General features: G+C 58.7%; 20 protein-coding genes. 15 read left to right on the forward strand and 5 right to left on the reverse strand.

Annotated elements, in window-relative coordinates:
* Positions 1–62 precede the first annotated feature (62 nt).
* Positions 63–2,327, forward strand: a complete 2,265-nt coding sequence (locus EV660_RS11615) for an adenosylcobalamin-dependent ribonucleoside-diphosphate reductase (RefSeq protein WP_071480599.1) — start codon at positions 63–65, stop codon at positions 2,325–2,327.
* A 160-nt stretch (positions 2,328–2,487) separates the two neighbouring features.
* Here EV660_RS11615 and EV660_RS11620 read toward each other — a convergent pair whose 3' ends face one another.
* On the reverse strand, positions 2,488–4,242 hold the full coding sequence (locus EV660_RS11620; protein ID WP_071482081.1) for an ABC transporter ATP-binding protein: 1,755 nt from the start codon (positions 4,240–4,242) through the stop codon (positions 2,488–2,490).
* A 195-nt stretch (positions 4,243–4,437) separates the two neighbouring features.
* Here EV660_RS11620 and EV660_RS11625 point away from each other — a divergent pair, with 195 nt between their 5' ends.
* The 10 genes from EV660_RS11625 (at position 4,438) to EV660_RS11665 (ending at position 15,590) form a co-directional block, all read left to right on the forward strand.
* Positions 4,438–5,583 (forward strand): glycosyltransferase family 2 protein, encoded by a 1,146-nt coding sequence (locus tag EV660_RS11625; RefSeq protein ID WP_071480600.1) that lies wholly within the window; start codon positions 4,438–4,440, stop codon positions 5,581–5,583.
* Positions 5,584–5,919: 336 nt separating this feature from the next.
* Positions 5,920–7,068, forward strand: a complete 1,149-nt coding sequence (locus EV660_RS11630) for a glycosyltransferase 61 family protein (RefSeq protein WP_168800673.1) — start codon at positions 5,920–5,922, stop codon at positions 7,066–7,068.
* A gap of 188 nt (positions 7,069–7,256) precedes the next feature.
* The gene (locus EV660_RS11635; RefSeq protein ID WP_100319149.1) at positions 7,257–9,212 is read left to right on the forward strand and encodes a protein meaA; all 1,956 of its coding nucleotides are present in this window, start codon (positions 7,257–7,259) and stop codon (positions 9,210–9,212) included.
* A gap of 242 nt (positions 9,213–9,454) precedes the next feature.
* Positions 9,455–9,736: a LysE/ArgO family amino acid transporter gene (locus tag EV660_RS19055; protein ID WP_331250869.1), complete on the forward strand. Its 282-nt coding sequence runs from the start codon at positions 9,455–9,457 to the stop codon at positions 9,734–9,736.
* 51 nt (positions 9,737–9,787) lie between these two features.
* Positions 9,788–9,913 (forward strand): hypothetical protein, encoded by a 126-nt coding sequence (locus EV660_RS19060; RefSeq protein WP_331250870.1) that lies wholly within the window; start codon positions 9,788–9,790, stop codon positions 9,911–9,913.
* Between the two features lie 145 nt (positions 9,914–10,058).
* Positions 10,059–11,492, forward strand: a complete 1,434-nt coding sequence (locus EV660_RS11645; protein WP_071480603.1) for an FAD-linked oxidase C-terminal domain-containing protein — start codon at positions 10,059–10,061, stop codon at positions 11,490–11,492.
* A 100-nt stretch (positions 11,493–11,592) separates the two neighbouring features.
* The gene (locus EV660_RS11650) at positions 11,593–12,693 is read left to right on the forward strand and encodes an FAD-binding protein (protein ID WP_071480604.1); all 1,101 of its coding nucleotides are present in this window, start codon (positions 11,593–11,595) and stop codon (positions 12,691–12,693) included.
* 6 nt (positions 12,694–12,699) lie between these two features.
* Entirely contained in the window at positions 12,700–14,016 is a 1,317-nt protein-coding gene (gene glcF / locus EV660_RS11655; RefSeq protein ID WP_071480605.1) for a glycolate oxidase subunit GlcF, read from the forward strand.
* Between the two features lie 76 nt (positions 14,017–14,092).
* Positions 14,093–14,923 carry a trypsin-like serine peptidase gene (locus EV660_RS11660; protein WP_100319150.1) on the forward strand — a complete coding sequence of 277 codons (831 nt, stop codon included), beginning with the start codon at positions 14,093–14,095 and terminating at the stop codon, positions 14,921–14,923.
* A 193-nt stretch (positions 14,924–15,116) separates the two neighbouring features.
* Positions 15,117–15,590 (forward strand): Hsp20 family protein, encoded by a 474-nt coding sequence (locus EV660_RS11665; RefSeq protein WP_071482083.1) that lies wholly within the window; start codon positions 15,117–15,119, stop codon positions 15,588–15,590.
* 365 nt (positions 15,591–15,955) lie between these two features.
* Here EV660_RS11665 and pgeF read toward each other — a convergent pair whose 3' ends face one another.
* From pgeF to lgt, 3 genes are read right to left on the reverse strand one after another with little or no spacing between them, the layout of a single operon-like run.
* Entirely contained in the window at positions 15,956–16,720 is a 765-nt protein-coding gene (pgeF, locus tag EV660_RS11670) for a peptidoglycan editing factor PgeF (RefSeq protein WP_071480606.1), read from the reverse strand.
* Positions 16,717–17,781 carry a class I SAM-dependent methyltransferase gene (locus EV660_RS11675; RefSeq protein ID WP_071482084.1) on the reverse strand — a complete coding sequence of 355 codons (1,065 nt, stop codon included), beginning with the start codon at positions 17,779–17,781 and terminating at the stop codon, positions 16,717–16,719. The genes pgeF and EV660_RS11675 overlap by 4 nt, the downstream gene beginning before the upstream one ends.
* Entirely contained in the window at positions 17,778–18,668 is an 891-nt protein-coding gene (gene lgt, locus EV660_RS11680) for a prolipoprotein diacylglyceryl transferase (RefSeq protein ID WP_071480607.1), read from the reverse strand. Before lgt ends, EV660_RS11675 begins: the two co-directional genes overlap by 4 nt.
* Positions 18,669–18,787: 119 nt before the next feature.
* Here lgt and EV660_RS11685 point away from each other — a divergent pair, with 119 nt between their 5' ends.
* On the forward strand, positions 18,788–19,042 hold the full coding sequence (locus tag EV660_RS11685; RefSeq protein WP_071480608.1) for an accessory factor UbiK family protein: 255 nt from the start codon (positions 18,788–18,790) through the stop codon (positions 19,040–19,042).
* Positions 19,043–19,099: 57 nt separating this feature from the next.
* On the opposite strand, the gene EV660_RS11690 is transcribed toward EV660_RS11685, so the two are convergent.
* A complete protein-coding gene (locus tag EV660_RS11690; RefSeq protein WP_071480609.1) occupies positions 19,100–20,968 on the reverse strand; it encodes a hypothetical protein in 1,869 nt (622 codons plus the stop codon).
* Between the two features lie 142 nt (positions 20,969–21,110).
* Between EV660_RS11690 and EV660_RS11695 the strand changes: the two genes are divergently transcribed.
* The 3 genes from EV660_RS11695 to EV660_RS11705 form a co-directional block, all read left to right on the forward strand.
* Positions 21,111–23,414, forward strand: coding sequence for a DNA topoisomerase IV subunit A (locus EV660_RS11695; RefSeq protein WP_071480610.1), 2,304 nt, complete (start codon positions 21,111–21,113; stop codon positions 23,412–23,414).
* Positions 23,415–23,493: 79 nt separating this feature from the next.
* Entirely contained in the window at positions 23,494–24,132 is a 639-nt protein-coding gene (locus EV660_RS11700; RefSeq protein WP_134013927.1) for a hypothetical protein, read from the forward strand.
* A gap of 156 nt (positions 24,133–24,288) precedes the next feature.
* Positions 24,289–24,632, forward strand: a 344-nt coding sequence (locus EV660_RS11705; RefSeq protein ID WP_184409749.1) for a GTP-binding protein, incomplete at its 3' end; no start/stop codon positions are given.

The following is a 24,632-nucleotide window of genomic DNA, read 5'->3' on the forward strand; positions in this document are numbered from 1 at the left end:
CCGCCGCAAGCAGGCGCTTATCTTGTAGCATTCCCCGACAAGACCGCAAAGGATGCCGCGTCATGACCCGTTTTGCTGCCCCGATCGCTGAACAGATATGGGATATGAAGTATCGTCTGAAGGAAGCGGGCGGCGCAGCGCTGGATGCAACGGTTGAAGAAACATGGCGCAGAATCGCCCGTGATCTGGCCTCGGTCGAACAAGATCCGGCCCTTTGGGAGGATCGTTTCTATACAGCGCTTGAGGATTTCAAGTTTCTGCCTGCAGGACGCATAATTGCTGGTGCGGGCACAGGAAGATCCGTCACCTTGTTCAATTGCTTCGTCATGGGCACCATTCCCGACAGCATGGGCGGCATCTTCGATATGTTGAAAGAGGCCGCGCTGACGATGCAGCAAGGGGGCGGGATCGGGTATGACTTCAGCACCATCCGGCCAAAGGGTGCAGCGGTAAAAGGGGTCTCGGCGGACGCCTCGGGGCCGCTGTCATTCATGGATGTCTGGGATGCGATGTGTCGTACAATCATGTCTGCCGGCTCGCGCCGTGGCGCGATGATGGCGACAATGCGGTGCGACCATCCTGATATCGAGGATTTCATTACCGCCAAGCAGGATGCCGCGCGCCTGCGGATGTTCAACCTATCTGTCCTTGTGACGGACGCTTTCATGGAAGCGGTGAAAGAAGATGGTCCGTGGGAGCTGGAGTTTGACGGGCGCGTTTACCGGACCCTTCAGGCGCGCGATCTGTGGAACCAGATCATGCGCGCAACCTATGATTATGCGGAACCAGGTGTCATTTTCATCGACCGGATCAATGCAGCAAATAATCTAAGTTATTGTGAGACGATAGCCGCGACCAACCCCTGTGGTGAGCAGCCATTGCCACCGTATGGGGCCTGTCTGCTGGGGTCGGTCAATCTGGCACGCTTGGTCACGGACCCTTTCACGGAGGCTGCCGCACTGGATCAGGGCGCGCTTGAAGATCTTGTGCGGGTCGCCGTGCGGATGATGGACAATGTCGTCGATGTCAGCCGCTTTCCTCTGGACGCACAGGCACAAGAGGCGCGCGCCAAGCGTCGCATCGGTCTGGGCGTGACCGGGCTTGCCGATGCGCTTTTAATGGTGGGTTTGCGTTATGGGTCTGATGCAGCGGTGGTGCAGATGGATAGCTGGATGCGGGCCATTGCACGCGCGTCCTATCTCGCAAGCGTGGATCTGGCCCGCGAGAAGGGGGCGTTCCCATTATTCGATGCGGACGCCTTTCTTGCATCCGGGAATATGCGCGCGATGGATGCCGATATCCGCGCGGCGGTCGAGGCTCATGGTATCCGCAATGCGCTTTTGACCTCGATCGCGCCGACAGGCACGATCAGCCTGTATGCAGGCAATGTCAGTTCTGGGATAGAGCCTGTTTTTGCGTATGAATATACGCGAAAGGTCTTGCAGAAAGATGGGTCGCGCACCGAAGAAACCGTTGAGGATTATGCCGTGCGCCTGTGGCGTGACCTGCATGGCGATGCGCCGCTGCCGGATTACTTTGTGAACGCGCAAACATTGGCGCCGATTGATCATGTCCGGATGCAGGCGGCTGCGCAAAAATGGGTGGACAGCTCCATCTCGAAAACCATCAATTGTCCCGAAGATATCAGCTTCGATGCGTTCAAGGACGTGTACATGGCAGCCTGGGATATGGGGTGCAAGGGCTGCACGACCTACCGGCCCAATGATGTGACGGGGTCTGTTCTGTCGGTGCCCGTCGTAAGTGAGTCAGCGCCGCAAAGCGACAGCGGTGCCGATGTCGTCTATCTGTCTACTCCGTTCGACCGCCCCGAGGCGTTGGAAGGCCATACGTACAAGTTGAAATGGCCCGGATCGGAACATGCGATTTATGTGACCATCAATGATACGGTCATAAACGGACATCGCCGCCCGTTTGAGATATTCATCAACTCCAAGAATATGGAACATTTTGCCTGGACGGTAGCTTTGACGCGGATGATCTCAGCAGTGTTCCGTCGCGGCGGGGATGTGTCTTTCGTGGTCGAAGAACTGAAGGCGGTCTTTGACCCGCGCGGTGGGGCCTGGGTCGAAGGTCGCTATATTCCGTCAATACTGGCCGCAATTGGTGGCGTGATTGAGCAGCACCTTATTCGTATCGGCTTCATCGCTGGCGAGGGGCTGGGCCTTAAGACGGACCCGGAAGCTTTGAAACTAGCTATGGGTGACGCCCGGCGCGGCCGGGCGTGCCCATCATGTGGGGCATATGAATTGGTAATGATCGAGGGATGTAAGACTTGTCGGGCCTGCGGCCACTCGAAATGCGGCTGATGCCGGGGGAGGCTGTAACCTGTTCCGACAGGCAATTATCTGCCTTTTTGCGCAAAAGATTTTCCTCTTTTGGGGTCTATTTTTGCCTCTGTCAGATAATCCCTTGAAAACAGACAGAACGGAAAACGCCGCCCCACTGGGCGGCGTTTCTCCGGTTGGCTTAGCCGACAGCATGGAGCAGGCGATTCATCTCGCTTGGGCCCATCTTTCCCGCTGGCCCGCTTTCAATCAACTGCCCGTCCTTGAACAGCAGGAATCGGTCACACGCACGGATAGATGACAGATGATGAGACACGACAATGCTGATACCTTTGCCGCGTCTGCGATCCAGAACTTCCAGTGCATGGGATTCGGAAACCATATCCATGGCGCTTGTCGCTTCATCCAGAATAAGGATGTCAGGATCACGCAGAACAGCCCGGGCCAGAGCGATGCGCTGCCGTTGGCCCGCCGAAAGTTCAGTGCCACGATTGCCGACCCGTGTCTGATAGCCTTGTGGCAGTTCACGAATGAAATCATCGGCCCCTGACTGTTCGGCCGCTTTCTTCACGCTGTCGAAATCGGCCTGATCGGTGCCATACATGATATTTTCGATCACTGTGCCATCGAAGAGTTCTAGTTCCGGGCTTGCGACCGCAATTCGTGGCAACCACGCTGCCGGGCTGATCTTGGAAAGCGGGGTTGTACCGATCAGGATATTCCCGGTGTCGGGGCGTATCAGCCCACATAACATGTTGACAGCAGTAGATTTTCCTGACCCGGAGCGCCCGATGATGGCAACCACCTCTCCCCAATGCAGATCGAAACTTGTATCCTCAAGCGCGGCTGTGCGGCCCGGGGCATAGCTGAAGCTGACTTTATCAAAGCGGATGCCGTCCTGAAGGCTGGGGGACAGCATCTGCTCTTTTCGGCTGTCATTGCGCGCGGGTTGATCAAGAAGCCATGCAACCTCATCCAGAGAGCCAAGCCAACCGCGCAGCTCTGTCCGCTTGTTCTGAATGCCGCGGACCTGTGGCTGCATCCGGTAAAGCAGGATTGTAAAAGCGGCCGCTTCGCCAAATGTGATCCCCAGACGCCAAGCGACCCAGAGGACAACCAGAAACAGCACAGCATAGGCCACCTCTATCATTGGTCCTACAGCGGACTGGCGCACATGCAGGCGCAGTGCCGCACGGCGTACTTTGTCAGATGCATCCGAGAAGCGGTGCTGTTCGTTTGTTTCGGTGGCCGAGAGGCGGATCAGCCGCCATGCGCCGATCAGATGCAGCATCCGCTCTGCAAGACCACGATTGAGGCTTGTGACATCGCGGCCCAGCTTGCCAAAATGGCCCGTCAGCGCTTCTTGCACCAGATGCATGAACAACAGTCCAACGGCCACGACCAATGTCAGCCAGGGTGACAGATACAGCAAGAACAGTGCAAGAATCGCGGTTGCCGACATATGCACATAAAGCGCCAGCCGCGCAGCGACGGCATCTGCGGCGCGCCAGCTTTCATTGGACACCACGTTCAGCAAGCGAGAGGAAGATGCCGTCAAGCAAAATCTTGGGTCACTGTTGAGGAAGGCGTTGGACAGCTCGTCCCGGATGTTCTGGGCCGCCCGCCCGTAAATCCAGGCTTGCAGGGCGCCATTTGCCCAGGCGACAATATTTTTCGCGATAATGAGGGAGAAGATCACACCGCCCAGCAACAAAACCTTATCTGCCGCGCTTAGTCCGTCGCCAAAGGATGCCAACGGCCCGGGCAGTGAAACAGTGTCGCCATTCCCGGTCGCAATGCTGATCAGCGGGGCAAGCATAGCAATGCCAAACCCTTCAAGCGCGGTTGCCGCCAAGCCCAGAACAACAACGCCGGGGACCCATTTGCGCACGGGCGTTAGGGCAGATTCAAGTGTTTTATGCTGCCACTCAAACATCAATGACTCCGATTGCGAAAAGAAATCCAAGCCCACGCAACCAGCAAAAGGGTGATCTGTTCCCACAGTGCAGGAATTATCTCGCCCCTGTGGAACAAAAGATCGTTTCGGAAGGTAGAGGCTTCGTTAAGGTCTTGGACCGGGCTCGCCCGATCATATTGAACACGCCTTGTGCTTAGAGATGCTGAGGATCAAATGACAAAAATCTCGGTTATTTTGCCGATTTATAACGCTGGCCCGCATCTTGGCCTGTCCATTGCCAGCCTGTTGAAGCAAACACATGGTGATTTCCGCATCATTGCCATTGACGATGGCTCGACCGACGGGTCTGCGCGCATCCTCGAGGCGGCGTCGGCACTGGATTCCCGCATCACAGCTATCTCGCGCGAAAACCGTGGCCTGATTGAAACACTTAACCAAGGGCTGGCGCTGGCAGACACCGATATAATCGCGCGGATGGACGCAGACGATATCGCCTATCCAACGCGGTTCGCGGCACAGCTTGACGCTTTTGAAGCCAGCCCGGATATTGGCCTGTTGGGAACGAACTTCGACAGGCTTTTCAACGAGACGCGCCTGTCACCCGCTTCACGGCCGATTCTTACAGCCCCCGGCGCGCGGGGGATATTGGGGCGTTTTTGCACCTCACTGCGTCACCCGACCGTCATGTTCCGACGCTCAAGGCTTGGCTCGGCGGAGCTTCACTATGATGCGCGTTATCCCTATGCCGAGGATTTCGATCTGTTCCGCCGACTTGCCCTTTCGACAGAAATGTCCGAATTGCCAGCGCCACATCTGGCATATCGAATTCACTCCGGAAGTGTCAGCATGACGCGCATCCAGCAGATGTGTGCAACACATCTGACTATTCTGGAGGAAAATTTGCAGCGCCACTATCCCTCTGTCGCGACTGATTGTTTGAGTGACCTTGTCGAAAGGCTTGAGGTCGAGGTCGTGGATGCTGCCGCTGAAATGATCCGCAAACTTGACGCACTCGCACCTTCGCAGCCCGAGGCAGAACGGGAAGCATTTATCGAGGGGGTCAATACAACCTTCTATTTCATCTATGCGGTGATCTGCCGCGGGCATGCCTATTCCCTGGCGCATCGTTTCATTGATAAAGCGCAACGCTGGCACGCGATCCGAAGGCGCGAACGCGCCGCGTTGCGTGGCCGGGCGGCCTATCTAGGCATGAATCTGTCCAAGTGGCAGTTGGACATGCAGAGGTTACTTGCCTCGCGCAGCCTGACCAAGGCCCTGCCGGGCTATGCCGAGATCAATGAACTGGCGCGCCTAATTAAGCGGGAAGCAGAGCTGGACGCTACCCGTTATGTAGCATGAAGCTCCGTCACAGCCCGCAATTAAGCGCCAATCGCAAGGTTGACCCAGGCGACCTGAACGGGCTTGCTTGCATCTTTATCAAAGTGGTAACTTTAACTTACCGTAATTGGGGCTAAGGCTGACGTCGGTCCGTCTGGCGTGCTGAATACTGGCATTCTGCCAGATAATCGAAACTGGTTTTCGACATTGGGTTCAAAGCAGATATTTGTGTATAAGCGCGCTATAGCTGCGTGACGCGCTGTGTGATTGAAGTTTGGTTGAGTTGACATGACAAGCATGACGAAAGACGGGAAGGCAGCGCATGCCATAGATGAGCAGGATCGCCTGCCACCCCTCATGACCTTCGAAAATGTATTGATGGATAAGGCAGCAAACCGGCAGGTGCCGGGCGCTGCATGGCCAGATTTTGACACACAGGTTCATGCGCGGTTGCGGCGGCGGGGTCAACTTGTGTGCAAAGCCCCAAAGATAGATGAGACCACTGCTGAGATCGTCGAAAAACCGGTTGTATTTGCTTCGGTCTATGAAAATCATTTCGGACATCTGACAGCGGAAACTGTCCCGCGCTTGCCGCAGGCCCTTGCCGAATATGGAGATTTGCCGCTGATCTTCACGCGCATGCGGGGCGATACCTCCAATGGGCCCTCGCAGATGTTCAAGTCTGTCATGGATTGGTTGCGCATTCCCCAAAGCCAGATTCACTTTGTGGAAAAGCCCACGCTCTTCCGGCAGGTTCATGTCGCGGCCCAAGGCGAGCATCTGGATGGGCCGAGGACCCCGACAGAATACCTTGACCTGCTTGAACAGCGCATCGCCCCCAATCTGCGGCAACGCAGCCCGGGTGGTGTGGCCTTTGTCACCCGCGCAGGGTTGGATCACAAGATGGGGGCCCATGCGGCAGAACGGTATCTGGTTTCATGTCTGCGCGAGCTAGGGGTCAGGATCATCCAGCCAGAGGCTTTGTTGTTGCGAGAGCAGATGAGGCTTTATGCGCGTTCAAAGCATCTGGTCTTCTCCGAAGGCTCTGCGATACATGGCCGCCAGTTGCTGGGGCGTGTAGATCAGAGCATTTCCATCCTCAGGCGCCGACGTCAAAGCAATATGGCACGTGGACAGATGGAACCCAGATGCTCGGATCTGACTTATGTGCCCTGTTTCGGGGGCGCGCTGCATCTGACCAATCGCGGGGGCGCGCGCCTGCACTGGGCAATGAAGAGTTTTTACAATATTGATGCCTTGCACAGTTTCTTTGCCGACCTCGGGGTCAATCTGGCGCAGGTCTGGGTGCAGGAGAAATACCGCCAGTTTCGTGATAAGGATGTCTTGGGCTGGGTTTTCGCAATGTATGATCCCATGATCGAGCCCTGGCTGAAGCCAGCCAATAGCGACGAATACCTGCTGGACCAGTTTCCCGCACTGCATCTGTCACATCTTCAGGATCAGGCCGCCGCCATCATCAAGGCGCGCAAGTCTGCGCTGGGCTGAAAGCGGGGGCGTTTCATATCGCCGCACGCACGCGCGCGCTTTCGCATCGAACAGGCGCCATTGCCGCATTGCAGCGATTTCGCCTTGACATTATCTTGCGCCTAAAGCATCCAAAACGGTAACAAAATTACCTTGCCCTCACGCGATTAACGATGTCACAGGAGCTGAGAATGTCCGACGCCACGCCTATGAGAGACAAACCCTGGCTGTTTCGCACCTATGCTGGTCATTCTACCGCTAAGGCATCGAACGCGCTTTATCGCAACAATCTGTCCAAGGGGCAGACTGGTCTTTCCGTGGCGTTCGATCTGCCGACACAAACCGGGTATGACAGCGATCACAAACTGGCGCGCGGCGAGGTTGGCAAAGTGGGTGTGCCCGTCGCGCATCTGGGCGATATGCGGATGCTGTTCGACCAGATCCCGCTGGAACAGATGAACACCTCGATGACGATCAACGCCACAGCACCGTGGTTGCTGGCGCTTTATATCGCCGTCGCTGAAGAACAGGGCGCGGATGTCTCGAAGCTGAACGGCACCGTGCAGAATGATCTGATCAAGGAATACCTGTCGCGCGGCACCTATATCTGTCCGCCCGAACCCAGCTTGCGCATGATTACCGATGTCGCGGCCTATACCCGCGAATATCTGCCCAAATGGAACCCGATGAATGTGTGTTCCTACCATTTGCAGGAAGCGGGCGCGACACCAGAGCAGGAACTCGCCTTTGCGCTGGCAACGGCCTGCGCTGTGCTGGATGACCTGAAAACCAAAGTCCCGACCGAACATTTCCCGCAGATGGTGGGGCGGATATCCTTTTTCGTGAATGCAGGCATCCGCTTTGTGACCGAGCTTTGCAAGATGCGCGCTTTTGTCGATTTGTGGGATGAAATCTGCCGTGATCGCTATGGAATTGACGACCCCAAATACCGCCGTTTTCGTTACGGTGTGCAGGTCAACTCGCTGGGCCTGACCGAACAGCAGCCGGAAAACAATGTCTATCGTATTCTGATAGAGGCTTTGGCAGTAACCCTGTCGAAGAAAGCGCGCTGTCGCGCATTGCAACTGCCCGCCTGGAACGAGGCGCTGGGCCTGCCGCGCCCTTGGGACCAGCAATGGTCGCTGCGTCTGCAACAGGTTCTGGCCTATGAAACCGACCTGCTGGAGTTTGATGACCTGTTCGACAACAACCCGGCGATCGAGCGCAAGGTTGCCGAGTTGATGGAAGGCGCGCGCGAAGAGCTGGCCCGCATTGACGAGATGGGCGGCGCGGTCAAGTCGATCGAATATATGAAGTCGCGTCTGGTCGAGGCGAATGCCGAACGCATAACCGGTATCGAGTCCGGCGAGACTGTGGTTGTCGGGGTGAACAAGTTCACGACGACCGAACCCTCTCCGCTAACCACGGGCGATGGGGCCATCATGATGGCCGACCCACAGGCCGAGGCTGACCAGATTGCGCGTCTGCAAGCCTGGCGCGCTGCGCGTGATGAGGCTGCCGTCAAGGCCGCGCTCGCGGATCTGCGCGAAGCGGCGCGACTTGGGAGCAATGTCATGCCCGCCTCGATTGCGGCAGCAAAGGCCGGGGCAACGACAGGCGAATGGGGTGAAACCGTGCGGACGGCCTTTGGCCAGTATCGCGCACCCACGGGCGTAAGCCGCGCACCGTCCAACCGTACAGAGGGTCTGGAGCCTGTGCGCGAGGCCGTTGATACGCTGAGTGCCAAGCTGGGCCGCAGGCTTAAATTCGTTGTTGGCAAGCCGGGTCTGGATGGCCATTCCAATGGGGCGGAGCAGATCGCTGCCCGTGCGCGCGATTGTGGAATGGATATCCATTACGAGGGCATTCGCCTGACCCCGTCCGAGATCGTCAACGCAGTGCGCGAGGAACAGGCGCATGTGGTCGGCCTGTCGATCCTGTCGGGAAGCCACATGCCGCTGATGGAAGAACTGATGCACCTCATGCAGGCCGAAGGGCTGGGCGATGTGCCGGTTATCGTCGGCGGGATTATCCCCGATGACGATGCAGTCAGGCTGCGCGCGATGGGCGTGGCACAGGTCTATACCCCGAAAGATTTCCAGCTCAACACGATCATGATGGACATCGTGGCGCTGGTGGACCGGGAACCGATCGCCGCGGAATAGAAACAGGGAGTGCCGCCCTTGGGGGGATTGACCCCCCTGCGGGCGGCATTGCCATGGTATGCCTTTGGCTGCGGCGCTGACATGATGGGCCGTCGCCCGCCGGTCAGTTTACACTGTGCAATGGATGCCGGAGAGCGTCATGGATTCAATCGGATAGGCGCAACCATGTTTTGCAGTAGTGTTGCTGGTTTCCTCTCCGTTTGGGGCTGATTGCGGCCATCGGGGCGCAAAACACCTTTGTCTTGAGTCAAGGCTTGCGGCGAGAGCATGTGGGTGTGTTGGTGCGGATCTGCGCCACCTCTGATGCGCTTTTGGTGGCGCTTGGGGTGGCAGGTGCGCAATTCCTGACATCCACGCTTCCCGGATTTCAGAGCGTGATGCTTTGGGGCGGGGTTGCGTTTCTGCTGGTTTATGGAGCCTTGCGCTTTCGTGCCGCGTTCAAGGGCGGGGTAGCACTTGTTCCCATGGCTTCGGACCCGGTCCCAATGCGGCGCGTCGTGGCGATCTGGCTTGCCTTCACATAGCTTAATCCACATGTCTATCTGGATACGGTCGCGGTTTTTGGCGCGCAGTCGATGCAATATGCGACATATCAATGGGGCTTCGGGGCAGGGGCCGTTCTGGCCTCTTTCGTGTTCTTTGCGTCCCTTTGCTATGGTGCGCGGCTGCTGGCAGCGGTTCTGGCGCGCCCGCGTGCTTAAGTCGTGCTGGAAATCGTTATCGGGCAGATCATGTGCGCAATTGCCGGCAGCCTTGCGCTACGCGCGCTGAGCTTCTGAAGTTTTCCTTGCCTTTTCGATGGAATTGGTAATAATATTTTACCAATCACGACGGGAGGGTCTGATCATGGAAATGCCGATACCCAACGCATCTGTCATGTCCAAGCGTGACCGCGTGCTTGTGCGGCTGGCACAGGTGTTATCGGCCGAGGCGCTGATCACAGACGAGGCCGAGTGCCGCGCGTATGACTGCGATGCATTGACAGCCTATCGCTGCCTGCCGCTTGCCGTGACCTTGCCGACCAGCACGCAAGAGGTTTCGGATATTCTGCGCATCTGTCACCAAGAGGATGTGCCAGTCGTGCCGCGCGGCTCCGGCACCTCGCTTGCAGGCGGCGCTTTGCCGACGGCGGATTCCATTATTCTAGGCGTCGCACGCATGCGCGATATGCTGGAGGTGAATTACCCCGATCGCTATGTTCGCGTTCAGACCGGAATGACCAACCTGTCCGTGACTGGCGAGGTCGAGAGTGATGGTTTCTTCTACGCTCCGGACCCGTCCAGCCAACTGGCCTGCGCAATTGCCGGAAATATTGCGATGAATTCGGGCGGGGCACATTGCCTGAAATACGGCGTCACAACCAACAACCTCTTGGGCGTGACGATTGTCCAGATGGATGGCACGGTGCTCGAGGTTGGGGGGGCGTTTCTTGATGCGGCGGGCTATGACCTGTTGGGCGTGATCTGCGGGTCAGAAGGGCAATTGGGTGTGGTGACAGAGGCGACCTTGCGCATTCTGCCCAAACCCGAAGGCGCACGACCGGTCTTGATGGGCTTTGACAGCAATGAAGTCGCAGGCACCTGTGTTTCCGATATCATCAAGGCGGGCGTCCTGCCGGTTGCGATCGAATTCATGGACCGCCCTTGCATCCGCGCGTGCGAGGATTTTGCAAAAGCGGGCTATCCCGATTGCGAGGCGCTTCTGATCGTCGAGGTAGAAGGCTCGGACGCCGAAATTGACGATCAGCTTGATGTCATCAAGAACATTGCCCGCCGCCATAACCCCGTCGAGCTGCGCGAAAGCCAGTCCGATGAGGAAAGCAAAAAGATCTGGCTAGGGCGCAAATCCGCGTTTGGGGCGATGGGGCAGATCAATGACTATATGTGCCTGGATGGAACAATCCCTGTGTCCAGCCTGCCATATGTGCTGCGTCGCATTGGCGAGATGTCGAAGGAATTCGGTCTGGATGTGGCGAATGTCTTTCACGCAGGCGACGGCAATATGCACCCGCTGATCCTGTTTGACGCCAACAAGCCTGGTGATCTGGAACTGTGCGAAGAATTTGGCGCAGAGATCCTGAAACTTTGTGTCGAGGCGGGTGGCTGTCTGACTGGCGAGCATGGTGTCGGGATCGAAAAACGCGATTTGATGGATGTGCAGTTTGCCCCCGAGGATCTGGATGCACAAATGCGCGTCAAGGACGTGTTCGACCCCAAATGGCTGCTGAACCCGGCAAAGGTTTTCCCGTTGACCGCAAGCGCAACCCGGCGGGCGGCATAGGGGGCGTTGCCCCCTCTGGGCGCGTGCGCGCCCATTCACCCCCAGAGTATTTTTGGCAAGAAAATGCCCGTTCAGGGCACAAGACAGGGAGGCAGTGCTGATGCGGCCTGCAAGTGAGCAAGAGCTGTCAGATTTGGTGCGCGATGCTTCCGGGCCGCTGCGGATATGCGGTGGGGGCACAAGAGCGATTGGGCGGCCTGTGGTGGGCGAGCCTGTGCTGATGTCCGGATTGAGCGGAATAACCCTCTATGAGCCCGGCGCGCTGACTTTGGTGGCGCAGGCTGGCACGCCCCTTGCGGAGGTTGAGCGGGCAACTGCCGCCGAGGGCCAGCGTCTGGCCTTTGAGCCGATGGATATGCAGGGCTTGTTGGCACGCGAGGGTGTGCCGACTGTCGGAGGGATGGTGGCGGCGAATGCCTCTGGTCCACGCCGTGTGCAGGCAGGTGGGTGCCGCGACAGCCTGATCGGGGTGCGGTTCGTGGATGGGTCCGGCACGATCATCAAGAATGGCGGCCGAGTGATGAAGAATGTCACCGGCTATGATCTGGTAAAGCTGATGGCGGGAAGCTGGGGCACCTTGGGGGTTTTGACGGAATGTTCCTTCAAGCTGCTGCCGATCCCCGAGACGCAGGCAAGTTTGGTGAGCGATCAGGTGACGCCGCAGGAGGCAGTTGATTTGATGTCGCGTGCCTTGGCGACTCCGTATGAGGTGAACGGTGCTGCACGCGCATTAGATGGGCGTGTCTATTTGCGCCTGGAGGGCTTTGCTAGGCAGGTGGGGTATCGCAGTCAGGCCTTGCGCGAGGTGCTGGGCGGTGATTGGGAGTTACTAGAAGGCGACAAAAGCGCGGCACAATGGAGGGGCTTGCGCGATGTGGCGGATTTTGCCGCAAAGCCCGGGGATGTCTGGCGCGTTTCGGTCAAGCCGTCGGATGCGCCCGAATTGGTTGCGCGCGCCAATTGTCCTGTGGTCATGGATTGGGGCGGGGGCCTGATCTGGGCGTTGGTGCCGGAGGGCACAGACCTGCGCCGCCGGCTGGGCTCGTTTGCTGGCCATGCCACGTTGATCCGTGGCAGCGAGGCGACTCGTGCGGCGCTGCCGGTGTTTCAGCCTGAAGCGGATGCGATCGCGGCGCTGGCGCGTGGATTGCGCGCAAAATTCGACCCGCGCGGTGTGCTGAACCCCGGATTGATGGGATAACCGATCATGCAAACCAGTTTTACACCCGAACAATTGAAAGACCCGGCCACACAGCGGTCCAACGAAGTGCTGCGCACATGTGTGCATTGCGGGTTCTGCACGGCCACCTGTCCGACCTATGCCATTCTTGGTGATGAGTTGGACAGCCCGCGGGGCCGGATATACCTGATCAAGGATATGCTGGAGAAGGGACGGCCCGCAGATGAGAAGACGGTCAAGCATATCGACCGGTGTCTGTCCTGCCTTGCCTGTATGACCACCTGTCCTTCAGGGGTACATTACATGCATCTTCTCGACCATGCGCGCGACTATATCGAGCGGACCTATAAGCGGCCCTTGTCCGACCGGGCCCTACGCTGGGTGCTGGCGCGGATACTACCTTACCCCACGCGGTTCCGGCTGGCGCTGCTGGGGGGCAAGATCGTGCGGCCCTTTGCGAGATTGATGCCCGATGCGCGGCTGCGTGCCATGCTGGACATGGTTCCCAAACGCATTCCGCCGGTCAGCCGCAATGATGACCCGCAGGTTTTTGCGCCCGAGGGCGAGAAGCGGATGCGGGTCGCACTGATGACGGGCTGTGCACAGCGGGCGCTGAACACCGACATCAATGACGCCACCATCCGGCTGTTGCGCCGCCTTGGTGCAGAGGTGGTTATTGTTGAAGGGCAGGGCTGTTGCGGGGCGCTGACCCATCACATGGGCAAATCCAGCGACAGCCACGCAAGTGCAGCGCAGAATATTCGCGCATGGAACCGGGAAATGCAGGGCGCGGGGCTTGATGCCATAGTCATCAACACCAGCGGTTGCGGCACAACGGTCAAGGATTACGGCCATATGTTCCGCAATGACCCCTTGGCGAAGGAGGCGGAATCCGTCGCCGCCATAGCGATGGATGTTTCGGAAGTGCTGATCAAACTCGGGCTGCCACAGGGTGACAGGAAGGGGCTGAAAGTGGCCTATCATGCGGCCTGTTCGCTTCAGCATGGACAACAGATCAAGACTTACCCAAAAGATCTGCTGCGCCGCGCGGGGTTTGAGGTGGTGGAGCCGAAAGATAGCCATTTGTGCTGCGGCTCTGCCGGGACGTATAACCTGATGCAGCCTGAAATTTCCGGGCAATTAAAAGCGCGCAAGGTTCAGACGCTAGAGGCCAAAACGCCCGATGTGATTGCTGCGGGCAATATCGGCTGCATGATGCAGATCGGCAGTGGCACGAAACTGCCGGTGGTCCATACGGTCGAATTGCTGGATTGGGCCACAGGCGGTCCGATGCCAAGGGGCCTGCGCGTGGATGGCGGGGCTGAGGTTCCTGTCTTGCGCTGAATGCACGCTTGCCTGACACGCCATGTTGCTGCCATAGTCCAACGCTAGACCTACCTTGAGTGTTTCGGAGTGTGGCATGATCTGGCGTGTTATCCTGGCAATGGGTGCTGCAATTCTCTGTGCAGGTGCCAGTGCTGCGCAAGACAAGCCCCTTCAGATGCTGGACACCAGCTTTCAGGCGCAAGGCTGGGAAGCGGTGGGGCGCATTGATATTGGAAGCACCGGGTTTTGCACTGGTGCGTTGATCACCGACAGGCTGGTGCTGACAGCGGCGCATTGCCTGTTTGACCGCGACAGCGGCGCGCGCTTGGCGGATGATCAGATCTTGTTCCGGGCCGGTTTTCGCAATGGTCGTGCGGCGGCAGAAGGTCGGGTTTTACGCTCGGTCGTGCACCCGCAATACGCCCCGTTGGGGGGGGCGAGTATGAACAATGTCTCGCATGATCTGGCGCTGCTGGAATTGCTGCACCCGATACGGAACCGTGGCGTTATTCCGTTCGAGGTGTTTTCAGAACCACGGCAGGGGGATCAGGTTGGCGTGGTGTCCTATGGGCGCGATAGATTGCAGGCCCCTGCCTTGCAAGAACGGTGCCGCGTTCTGGATCGCGATGGCAGTGGTGTGTTATTGATGTCATGCTCGGTCGATTTCGGGTCATCCGGCGCGCCGGTTTTCGCCATGTCGCATGGGCGCCCACATATTGTGTCAGTCGTCTCTGCAAAGGGCAGCGCGCATGTTGCAGGCCAGCTTTCAGATGTATCGCTTGGGGTCTCACTCGGGCCGCGTCTTGACTCGCTGCGCAGCGCGCTGGCTGCCCGCGACCGGCGCTTCATCCAGCCGCCAACTGCCGGTAGCCAGGAACCTCGCGTGATGAGCGGTGGCGGCGGTGCGCGGTTCATGCGCCCGTAAAGCAATCTTATCAAATGATTGAAAGCTGCTTTTCATGTCGTGTTTTCGCGCTGCGAAGCTCTTGAAATCAGATAAGAGACTTCCCAACTCCACTCCGTCATCGGGTGCCACGACCTGGGCCCTTTGACGGAAAACTGCACCCGTCCAGGCTGGAGGGTGCGTGACTTGTATCGCTTCTGAATGGAGGATGCTTATGCGTCGATTTGATCCTACACCGCTTTACCGTGCAACCATCGGCTTTGATCGCATGGCCGACCTGCTGGATCGCGCCCTTGCAACTGACCTGCAAGCGCCCAGCTATCCCCCTTATAACATTGAGAAAACCGACGAGAACGCCTATCGAATCTCGATCGCTGTCGCTGGCTTTTCCGCAGATGACCTGATTGTGGAGGTCAAGGAAAACGCACTGGTCATCTCAGGCCGTTCTACAGATGATCAGGAAGATCGTGAGTACCTGCATCGCGGTATTGCCACACGCGCCTTTGAGCGCCGTTTCCATCTGGCCGATCATGTTCGTGTCCGTGGGGCAGTGCATCGCGATGGCATGCTGCATATAGATTTGCTGCGCGAATTGCCCGAAGCGTTGAAACCACGCCAGATCGAGATTGTCCGTTCTGGGGATAAGCTGGTTGAGGCGACACCCTCCGATCCTCAGAAAGCGGCTTAATTCGCTCCAAAACCTTTAAAACGGGCGCTCAGAATGAGCGCCCGTTTTCAGTTTATCAGTATATAAGTAAATAATAATAACAATAGCTTAAGTGGTGTGTTTAAGCTAAAACGCTTGCCTTCTCTGTCTGTCTGCTTGCCATTCTGCGTGCATGTTTTGTGCCGCGTTCCCAAGGCAGCATGGGGATCTCAGACGCGCTTTCGGCGACAAGCGTGTTGATCCAGCGGTATTTTGACAGATGTGGCATCAGGGTGTGTCCTTCCGAAAGAAATCCGTGTCATTCAAGTCTTAGGATCATATTCGCCTGAAAATCGGGCCAGATTTGGGCCAGATAGCGGAGTTTGCAGGGCTCTCGAAGCCGGAACTCAGAGACGGATTACTGAAATCAGGCGCCCATAATCTGCCTGAGCGTCATGAACGGAGCGACGATAGGAATAGAACCGCGCAGGGTCGCCATAAGTGCAATGGCCGATCCATGTCGCATCTGCCACGCCGGCATCGCGCAATCGCGCCAGTCCAAATCCGACCAGATCAAACTGGTATTTACCACCAACCCCATTTACGAAAAAACGCATGAAATCAGAATCTTCGGACAGAAAGTTTTCAAGAAACTCTTCGCCCACCTCATAAGCTTCCTGGCTGATGCAGGGGCCTATGACCGCGTTTATTCTTGATCTGTCGGCCCCCAATGCGACCATGGCGTTAATGGTGTTTTCCAAGATGCCAGACAAGGCACCGCGCCAGCCTGCATGTGCGGCCCCGATCACACGCCCGACAGGGTCCGCAAACAAGACGGGCTGGCAATCAGCGGTCAGAATCCCCAGTCCAAGCCCGGGTGTCGCTGTTACCATCGCATCAGCTTCGGGTTTCGGTTGCGTCTGTGGCAACGTGCCGTTCAGGGTAACCACATCTGCCGAATGTGTCTGATGCACAGTCACCAGTGCCTCGGTTTCGATGCCCATCGCCTCCGCCACACGCGCGCGGTTCAGCCGGACACTGTCGCTCTGGTCCGTTGATCCGGGCCCGCAATTCAACCCTGCGAATATGCCGGACGATGCCCCGCCGCGCCGGGTAAAAAACCCGTGTCTGAACGGGGTCAGGCTGTCTGCGGTCAGGATCTCTAGTGTCATGCGTCAAACCCGGGTGGTGCGGGCGCGGTTGGGGGGTAAAGCGCCAAACTCTTGAACAGGTGACCCATTTCTTGTGGATGCGTCAAGCGTCGATGTGCTGCAACATGCGCCTCTAGCGCATCCCCGGTCAGTCGATTGGCCAAAGCCTTGGCGCGCGCCGTGATCCCAATGCGCTCCAGCAGCACGCCTTGCGGGGTCATGTTTGTGGCTTCAAGCGGGGCGGCTGTAAGCGCCAATGCCTCGAAATCGACATGCGCGCTCAGATCGGATTCGCCGGGATGGGCGAGGGGGTCATCATAGCTTTGGCCGCGTAAGGCTTGCAGCGTGTCTCCCCGGCTGCGCCAGTCGCCATAGTCGATGATCAGTGCCAGACCACCATGCGCCAGAATGCGGGCACGCAGGGCCGCGATTATGGGCGCAATGGCGGGACAAATCTCGACCATATGCCCCGGTTGAGTGTTGTCCAGCCGGTGGGCCAGTTGGGCGGGGTGTGTTTCGGGCGACAGCCCAAAGCACAGATCGGCCCCGTCACAGCCCACCATGCGTTCGGCCCAGCCTGTTTCAGTGCGCAGGAATTGCCGGATGGGCAGCGCGTCGAAAAACTCGTTTGCGATCACGAACAGGGGGTGTTCGGGAAGCGTGTCCGCGGTGTCATGAAATTGCGGTTCATATGCGCGCAATCGGGTGGTCTGGATGTCACGCAGGACCGGGCTTGCCTCGACCAGATGCAGGCGCAAGGCTTGGTGAAAGCCTTCCACCTGCTCTGTTGCACGCAAGATGTCAGCCATCAATGTTCCGCGCCCCGGTCCCAGTTCTGCCAGTGTGAACGGCGCGGGCCGCCCCTGATCCAGCCAGACTTGCGCAACCAGTAGGCCCAGCATCTCGCCAAACATCTGGCTGATCTCTGGCGCGGTGGTGAAATCGCCACGCGCACCAAAAGGGTCGCGCGTGGTGTAGTAGCCATGCCTTGGGTGCAGCAGGCATTGCGTCATGTATTCCGCAATGGATATTGGCCCCTGCGCCCTGATCTGGCGCATGAGAATGTCTTTTAGCGCTGTCATGCGCGCCTGCGCCACAGCAGCAGGCCAATTCCGATGGCGATCATCGGCAAGGATAAAAGTTGACCCATGGACAGGCCCAGCGGCCCAAGGCTGATGACATGGCCCATCGGGTTGTCAGGCGTGATGAATTGCGCATCGGCCTGACGCCATATCTCTACCGTGAAGCGGGCCAGACCATAACCAGCAACGAAAACCCCGGTAATCAGGCCTGGCCGCTTCAGCCAGCCACGCCGCCAGACAAGAAAGGCCAGCAGAACAAACAGGACAAGCCCTTCAAGCGCGGCTTCATACAGTTGCGTCGGGTGACGCGCGCAATAGTCAACGGGCCAGTCCCAGGGGCAGTTCTGGGCATTCGCGCCGGGAAAGATGACCCCCCAGGGCTGTAGCGTAGGTCGCCCCCAAAGTTCGGCATTTATGAAATTCGACACCCGCCCAAGGCCGATCCCGATTGGCGCGACTAGCGCCATTGCATCGGCAATCTGCAAGGGGGGCACGACATGGCGCTGGCAAAAGATCAACCCTGCGACGATAACCCCGGCAAATCCGCCATGAAAGGACATGCCCCCTTCCCAGACGCGCAGAATCTCGCCCGGATTGGCCAGATAATATCCCGGCTGGTAGAACAGCACGAATCCCAGCCGCCCGCCAAGAATCACGCCAATGATGACATAGGTCAACAGGCCCTCAACCTTGGCGGCTTCCATCGGGGCCGTGTTGGCAGGCCACAGATTTGGGCGCTGCATCAGGCGTTGAATGATCCACCAGCCCGCAAGAAAGCCAGTGATATAGGCCAGCGCATACCAGCGCAGCGCGAAGTTGAAATTTCCGATCGGGATCGAAAAGATTTCAGGGCTTAGATCGGGGAAAACAATGGCAAAAGGGGTCATGTGCGCCTGCGGCTGGATGTGGTTGCGACTGTCTGGCGCGGGCTGGCGGTGGAAGTCAACCTTGAGTTTCCCGCGACAAGGTCACATATGTGAAGTGAAACCATATACCGAGGTGCCCGATGCAGACCCGCAACCGTTTACTGGATGATGTCTCTCAACTGATGACCAATGCCATGGGCGTTGCCCAAGGCGCGCGCACAGAGGCAGAGACTGCCATGAAAAGCCTGATGGATCGTTGGCTTGCAGATCGCGACTTTGTCACGCGCGAAGAATTTGACGCAGTGCGCGCAATGGCGCAGAAGGCGCGCGAGGAAAATGAAGCGCTGAAGGCGCGGCTTGCCGCACTTGAGGCGCGCAGCGACACCAAAGGCTGAGCCAGATCAATCAGAAGAAGCTGCGTGTCCGACCCGCAGCTTCCGCTTTTGGTTCTGTCACGACTGGCGCAGCAAATCGCGCAATGCCTGTTCGATCTCTGTCTGGCGCGCCTCGGCATCATCGCGCGCACGGCGCGCCTGCGCAATTTCCGCGTCTATCGCATCGACCCGTGCGCGCCGTTCCCGAGTTGCGGGGCTATCATCGCCCAATTGCACGATCAAACCCGCCAGCCGGTCCTGATCTGCGATAAGCTCTGCCTCGATCTCGCGCTGGCGCGCCGCCTCGCGGCGCAAAACCGCTTGTTCTGCGCGCAAATCCCGAAACTGGTTCAGCATCGCGCTTAATTCGGCATCAGGCACACGCGCGGACCAGAAGCCAAGCGCCTCCTGATCCAGTTCCAGCAGGGCAATACGGGTGCTGGTGACGCGTTGTTCGACCACCTCTTGCGTTACAACCTCGCCAGCCGGAACCTCGACGCGAAACCTTGTATCGTCAAACCCGCGCTCGGCGCCCGCGTTTTGAATGTCCCAGCCCTGCCGCAACGGGTGACTGAGTGTCAGCACCCGCTCTGCATCTGGTGCACCTTCTATGCGGTAGCTTGTGCGCCGTTCAAGCCGTTCTTCAGCTACAAACACCCCATCAACCATTCGCGCCGATTGCAGGCTGCGCGTCTCTGAGAGCGATTCATCAACCTGCATCGCCGTGTCGCGGGCAAATTCGATTTCTGCCTCTGCGCCCGGCGCAAGCTCTGGCAGGGTCGCATCGCCCGCATGGCCGCGCCCGTCTTCATACAGGGTCACAATTCCGGCGGGCAGGCGCAAGGGCAGGGGGTTTTCAAATGAGATTGCAAGGGACGGATGCACAGCGCCCGTTCCGCCGCGATACAGCGTCAGCCGCGCATCCTGTAGCGTTTCGCGCAAAAATGGCAGTGAGATCACATCGCCCGCCTGCAAGGTCACTGGGGTGGACAGCGTGTAGCGCGAAAAGCTGTCGCCATCATCCATGCTGACCGGGGCAATATCCATCGCGGATTCGAAGGCCATGCTGCGTGACAGTGGCGCGCTTGCCATCAGGGCGTCTTCCATCATCGGTTTTGCCAGTTTGCGCCCGGCGTCCAGCCGGTCGTAAAGCTGCGCCTGGAGGGCCTGAACGGCACCTGTGGCAAGGGTCAGCTCGACCTCGTCCCAATCCTGCCCGGTTGTGTTTTCAATCACTGCCCAGCCCGTCAGAATCAGCCCGTCAGCGCTATCTTCAGCGCGCCATGCGGTTTTCCAGACTGGCGCGGGTTGCAGCCATCCAAGGCCGATCTCGCGCTGGTCGGTTTCGGTGCTGGTCAGTGACACATCCAGCATCAACGCGCGCCCGGCCTGCCGCAGGGCGGCCAATCCGCGCGCGATGGCGTCGCGGTCGCTGGCATCCCCGAATGTCAGTTCTGTGCCGTCATCCAGCGGCACTTGTCTGATCGCGCCATTATCGCCAAGCACCGCCACCGCAACGCAGCCAGATTGCGCGTCATCGGCACAGGGCAGGGGGCGCGTACCCATCAATTCCCCCGACACCGTGATCCCGCGCCGCTCTGCCGTGATGGGCGCGCCGATCATGGTATCCAGCAAGGCACGCAGATTGCCAAGCGCTTCGGGGTCAAAGGGCAGCGCGGCAAAGACATCATCAACCCCGCCCGGCCCGGTCATCGACAGCATCGGGACAGCGCCGGAGGGGTCAGACAGGCGCAGGGATTTCAGAAAATCGTCTATGTCGGCGCGGCGGATCGACAGGGTCAGCGGCTGTGGACCCAGCGCGCCTTGCGCTTCGATCATGGCGACACCCGCGCGCGACAGGGTGACGGCCCTGATCTCGGGGGGCTGATCTGCAAACGCGGGCAGGGCGACCGCCCCCAGTAAAACGGCGACAGACACAACACGCATGGGCAGACCTTCCGAATTTAGGATGACACGCTGCAGCCTAGGCGCGACAGCCTGACGCCTTCAAGCGCCAAGTTTTCGGGCAGCGTAAATTTGCCGTGTTGAGGGGCTGGACGCGGGGCGCTTCTTGGGGCTATTGCAGGGTATGGCACAAGATGATGACGCGCTTCCCGATCTGACCGCCCCAGTGGCCGAACCTCTGCGCCGCGCGCTGGGGTCACGCTACCTGCAATATGCACTCTCGACGATCATGCACCGCGCGCTGCCCGATGCGCGTGACGGCTTGAAGCCGGTGCATCGCCGCATTCTGTTTGCAATGCGCGAATTGAAGCTGTCATCAACCGGGGGCTTTCGTAAATCGGCCAAGATTACCGGCGATGTGATGGGTAATTATCACCCGCATGGTGATGCCGCGATCTATGATGCGATGGCGCGTCTTGCACAGGATTTCAACGTCCGCTACCCGCTGGTCGACGGGCAGGGCAATTTCGGCAATATCGACGGCGATAACCCCGCCGCCGCGCGTTATACCGAGGCGCGCATGACCGCTGCCGCCGAAGCGCTGCTGGAAGGGCTGTCCGAGAATGCGGTCGATTTCCGGCCCAATTACGATGGCACACTTGAAGAACCCGTCGTGCTGCCCGCCGCCTTTCCCAACCTTCTGGCCAATGGGGCAAGCGGCATTGCAGTTGGCATGGCGACCAATATCCCGCCCCATAATCTGGATGAACTGATCGAGGGTTGTCTGGCGCTTATCGCAACCCCCAATTTGCCTGACGAAGATCTGGTGAAGCTGATCCCCGGACCCGATTTCCCGACTGGTGGCGTGGTTGTGGAGCCACGCGAGTCGATTCTGAACGCCTACAAGACCGGACGCGGATCATTCCGGCTGCGTGCACGCTGGCAGGTCGAGGATCTGGGCCGCGGCCAGTGGCAGGTGATCGTCACGGAAATTCCCTTTCAGGTGCCGAAATCCCGCCTGATCGAGAAACTGGCCGAGGTGATCCAGACCCGCAAGGTGCCGCTTCTGGCAGATATCCGCGACGAATCGGCGGATGATGTGCGAATCGTGCTTGAACCCAAAAGCCGCAGCGTTGACCCTGAATTGATGATGGGGATGCTGTTCAAGAATTCCGATCTGGAAACGCGGTTCAGTCTGAACATGAATGTCCTGATTGACGGGGTGACCCCGCGCGTATGCGGGTTGCGCGAAGTCCTGCGTGCCTTTCTTGACCACCGGCGCGAAGTTCTGACACGGCGCAGCCAGCACCGGCTGGACAAGATCGACCATCGGCTGGAAGTGTTGGAAGGCTTTATCATAGCCTTTCTGAACCTTGACCGCGTGATCGACATTATCCGCTATGACGAGGCACCGCGCGCCGCGCTGATGCGCGAGACGTGGGGGCAGGATTTCGCCCGCGCCACGTCTGAGGCCGATTATGTGCCGCCCGCACCGGGTGAGGGCGAATTGTCAGAGGTGCAGGCCGAAGCGATCCTGAATATGCGCCTGCGCAGCTTGCGGCGTCTGGAAGAGCTGGAGCTGAAGCGCGAGCGCGACGCGTTGTTGAAAGAACGCGCCGAACTGGAAGACCTGCTGGATTCCGACAGATTGCAGTGGAAACGAATCGGAACCGAATTGCGCGATGTGCAGGCCAAATTCGGCAAGGCCACCGATCTGGGCCGCCGCCGCACCGACTTTGCCGAGGCGGGCGAGGTCGAGGATGTGCCGCTGGAGGCCATGATCGAACGTGAACCGATCACCGTGCTATGCTCGAAAATGGGCTGGATTCGCGCGATGAAAGGCCATGTCGCCCTTGATCAGGCGTTCAAGTTCAAGGATGGCGATGAAGGGCGCTTTGCCTTCCATGCCGAAACCACAGACAAGATCGTGATCTTTGGCTCAAACGGGCGCTTCTACACGCTGATGGGGGTCAATCTACCCGGCGGGCGCGGGATGGGAGAGCCTGTGCGCCTGATGATCGATTTGCCCAATGAGGCTGAGATTGTCGATATCTTTACCCATAAGCCCGACCTGAAGCTGATTGTGGCATCGTCCAGCGGGGACGGGTTCATTGTCGCTTCTGATGAGGTGATCGCCCAGACTCGGAGCGGCAAACAGGTGCTGAACCTCAAGGAAGGGGTGCGCGCGCATGTCTGCCGCCGGGTCGAGGGGGACCATCTCGCCGTGGTGGGCGAGAATCGCAAACTGCTGGTTTTTGCCTTGGCCGAATTGCCCGAAATGGGGCGCGGCAAGGGGGTCAGGCTGCAATCCTACAAGGATGGCGGCCTGTCCGATCTGCGCACGATTACCTTGTCCGAGGGGCTGTCGTGGAAAGACCCGGCAGGGCGCACGCGGACAGAAGCCGAACTGGCGGAATGGCGTGGCAAGCGCGCCAGTGCAGGCCGTATGGCCCCGCGCGGTTTTCCGCGCGATAACAGATTCACCTGAAACCTGCGCCCGGTTTGTGTGATTTGCCTCTCATGGCAGGATCAGATAGCAAGGCCTTGGATTAACTCGGAGGATGCAGATGGTTGCAGTGTCTGTTCCGCGCCCCGTGCTGGCGCTTCTGGCCGCGCTTGCGGTGTCGGCCTGTGCCAGCGGCGCACAGCTTCAGGATGAACGCGCAGAGCTTGGGGATTTCTTCCTCAGCCACGCCATTGTCGTCGCAGATGACGCCACGCCCCTGCCCGGATCACGTCCGGCAGAGGCAGAGGAATGGGAAGACGCCATCGTCTCGGAGATGCGGCGCAGATTGGGCCGCTATGATGGTGACAAGCTTTATCATATCGGTGTCAATGTTCAGGCCTATATGATCGCGCCACCAGGCATTCCGCTTGTGCTGTCGCCCAGATCCGCGCTTGGGGTCACGGTGGACCTGTGGGATGATGCGGCGGGCCGCAAGCTCAATGCGCGCCCCCACAGGATCATTGTGGGCGAGGCCATTTCTGGCGAGACAATCGTCGGCTCGGGCAATACCCAGACACGCGAAAGGCAGATGCAGAATCTGGCCGAGAATGTGGTCCTGTCGATCGAAAACTGGCTGGCCTCGAACCCTGACTGGTTCCCGCCCAGACCCGAAAGCGCGGATATGGAAGATCCGGGAATCGACGCCGAGGGCGCGCGCGCGACAATCAATCCGGATGCCCCAAGCGGTTCAGCGAGTTAGCTGTGAAGCAGCTGGCTGTTCCGGACCAACAGAAAATAGCATGAAGCGGGCGATAGAGGGCAAACCGCGCTTGATTTTCCTGCCCAAGCTGCGTAAGTGGCCCGCGTGTCTTTTCGGGCGCCGCAAAGCGGCCCAGCAACAAAGGGTGCCGAAACCATGGCAAAGCAAAAGTTTGAACGTAATAAACCGCATGTGAACATCGGGACGATTGGTCACGTTGACCACGGCAAGACGACACTGACGGCTGCGATCACGAAGTATTTCGGTGATTTCCGCGCCTATGACCAGATTGACGGTGCCCCTGAAGAGAAAGCGCGCGGGATCACGATCTCGACCGCGCATGTGGAATATGAAACCGATGCGCGCCACTACGCGCATGTCGATTGCCCCGGCCACGCGGACTATGTGAAGAACATGATCACCGGTGCCGCGCAGATGGACGGCGCGATTCTGGTTGTGAACGCGGCTGACGGCCCCATGCCCCAGACCCGTGAACACAT

This window comes from Roseinatronobacter bogoriensis DSM 18756 (assembly GCF_004366635.1).
Classification (GTDB): domain Bacteria; phylum Pseudomonadota; class Alphaproteobacteria; order Rhodobacterales; family Rhodobacteraceae; genus Roseinatronobacter; species Roseinatronobacter bogoriensis.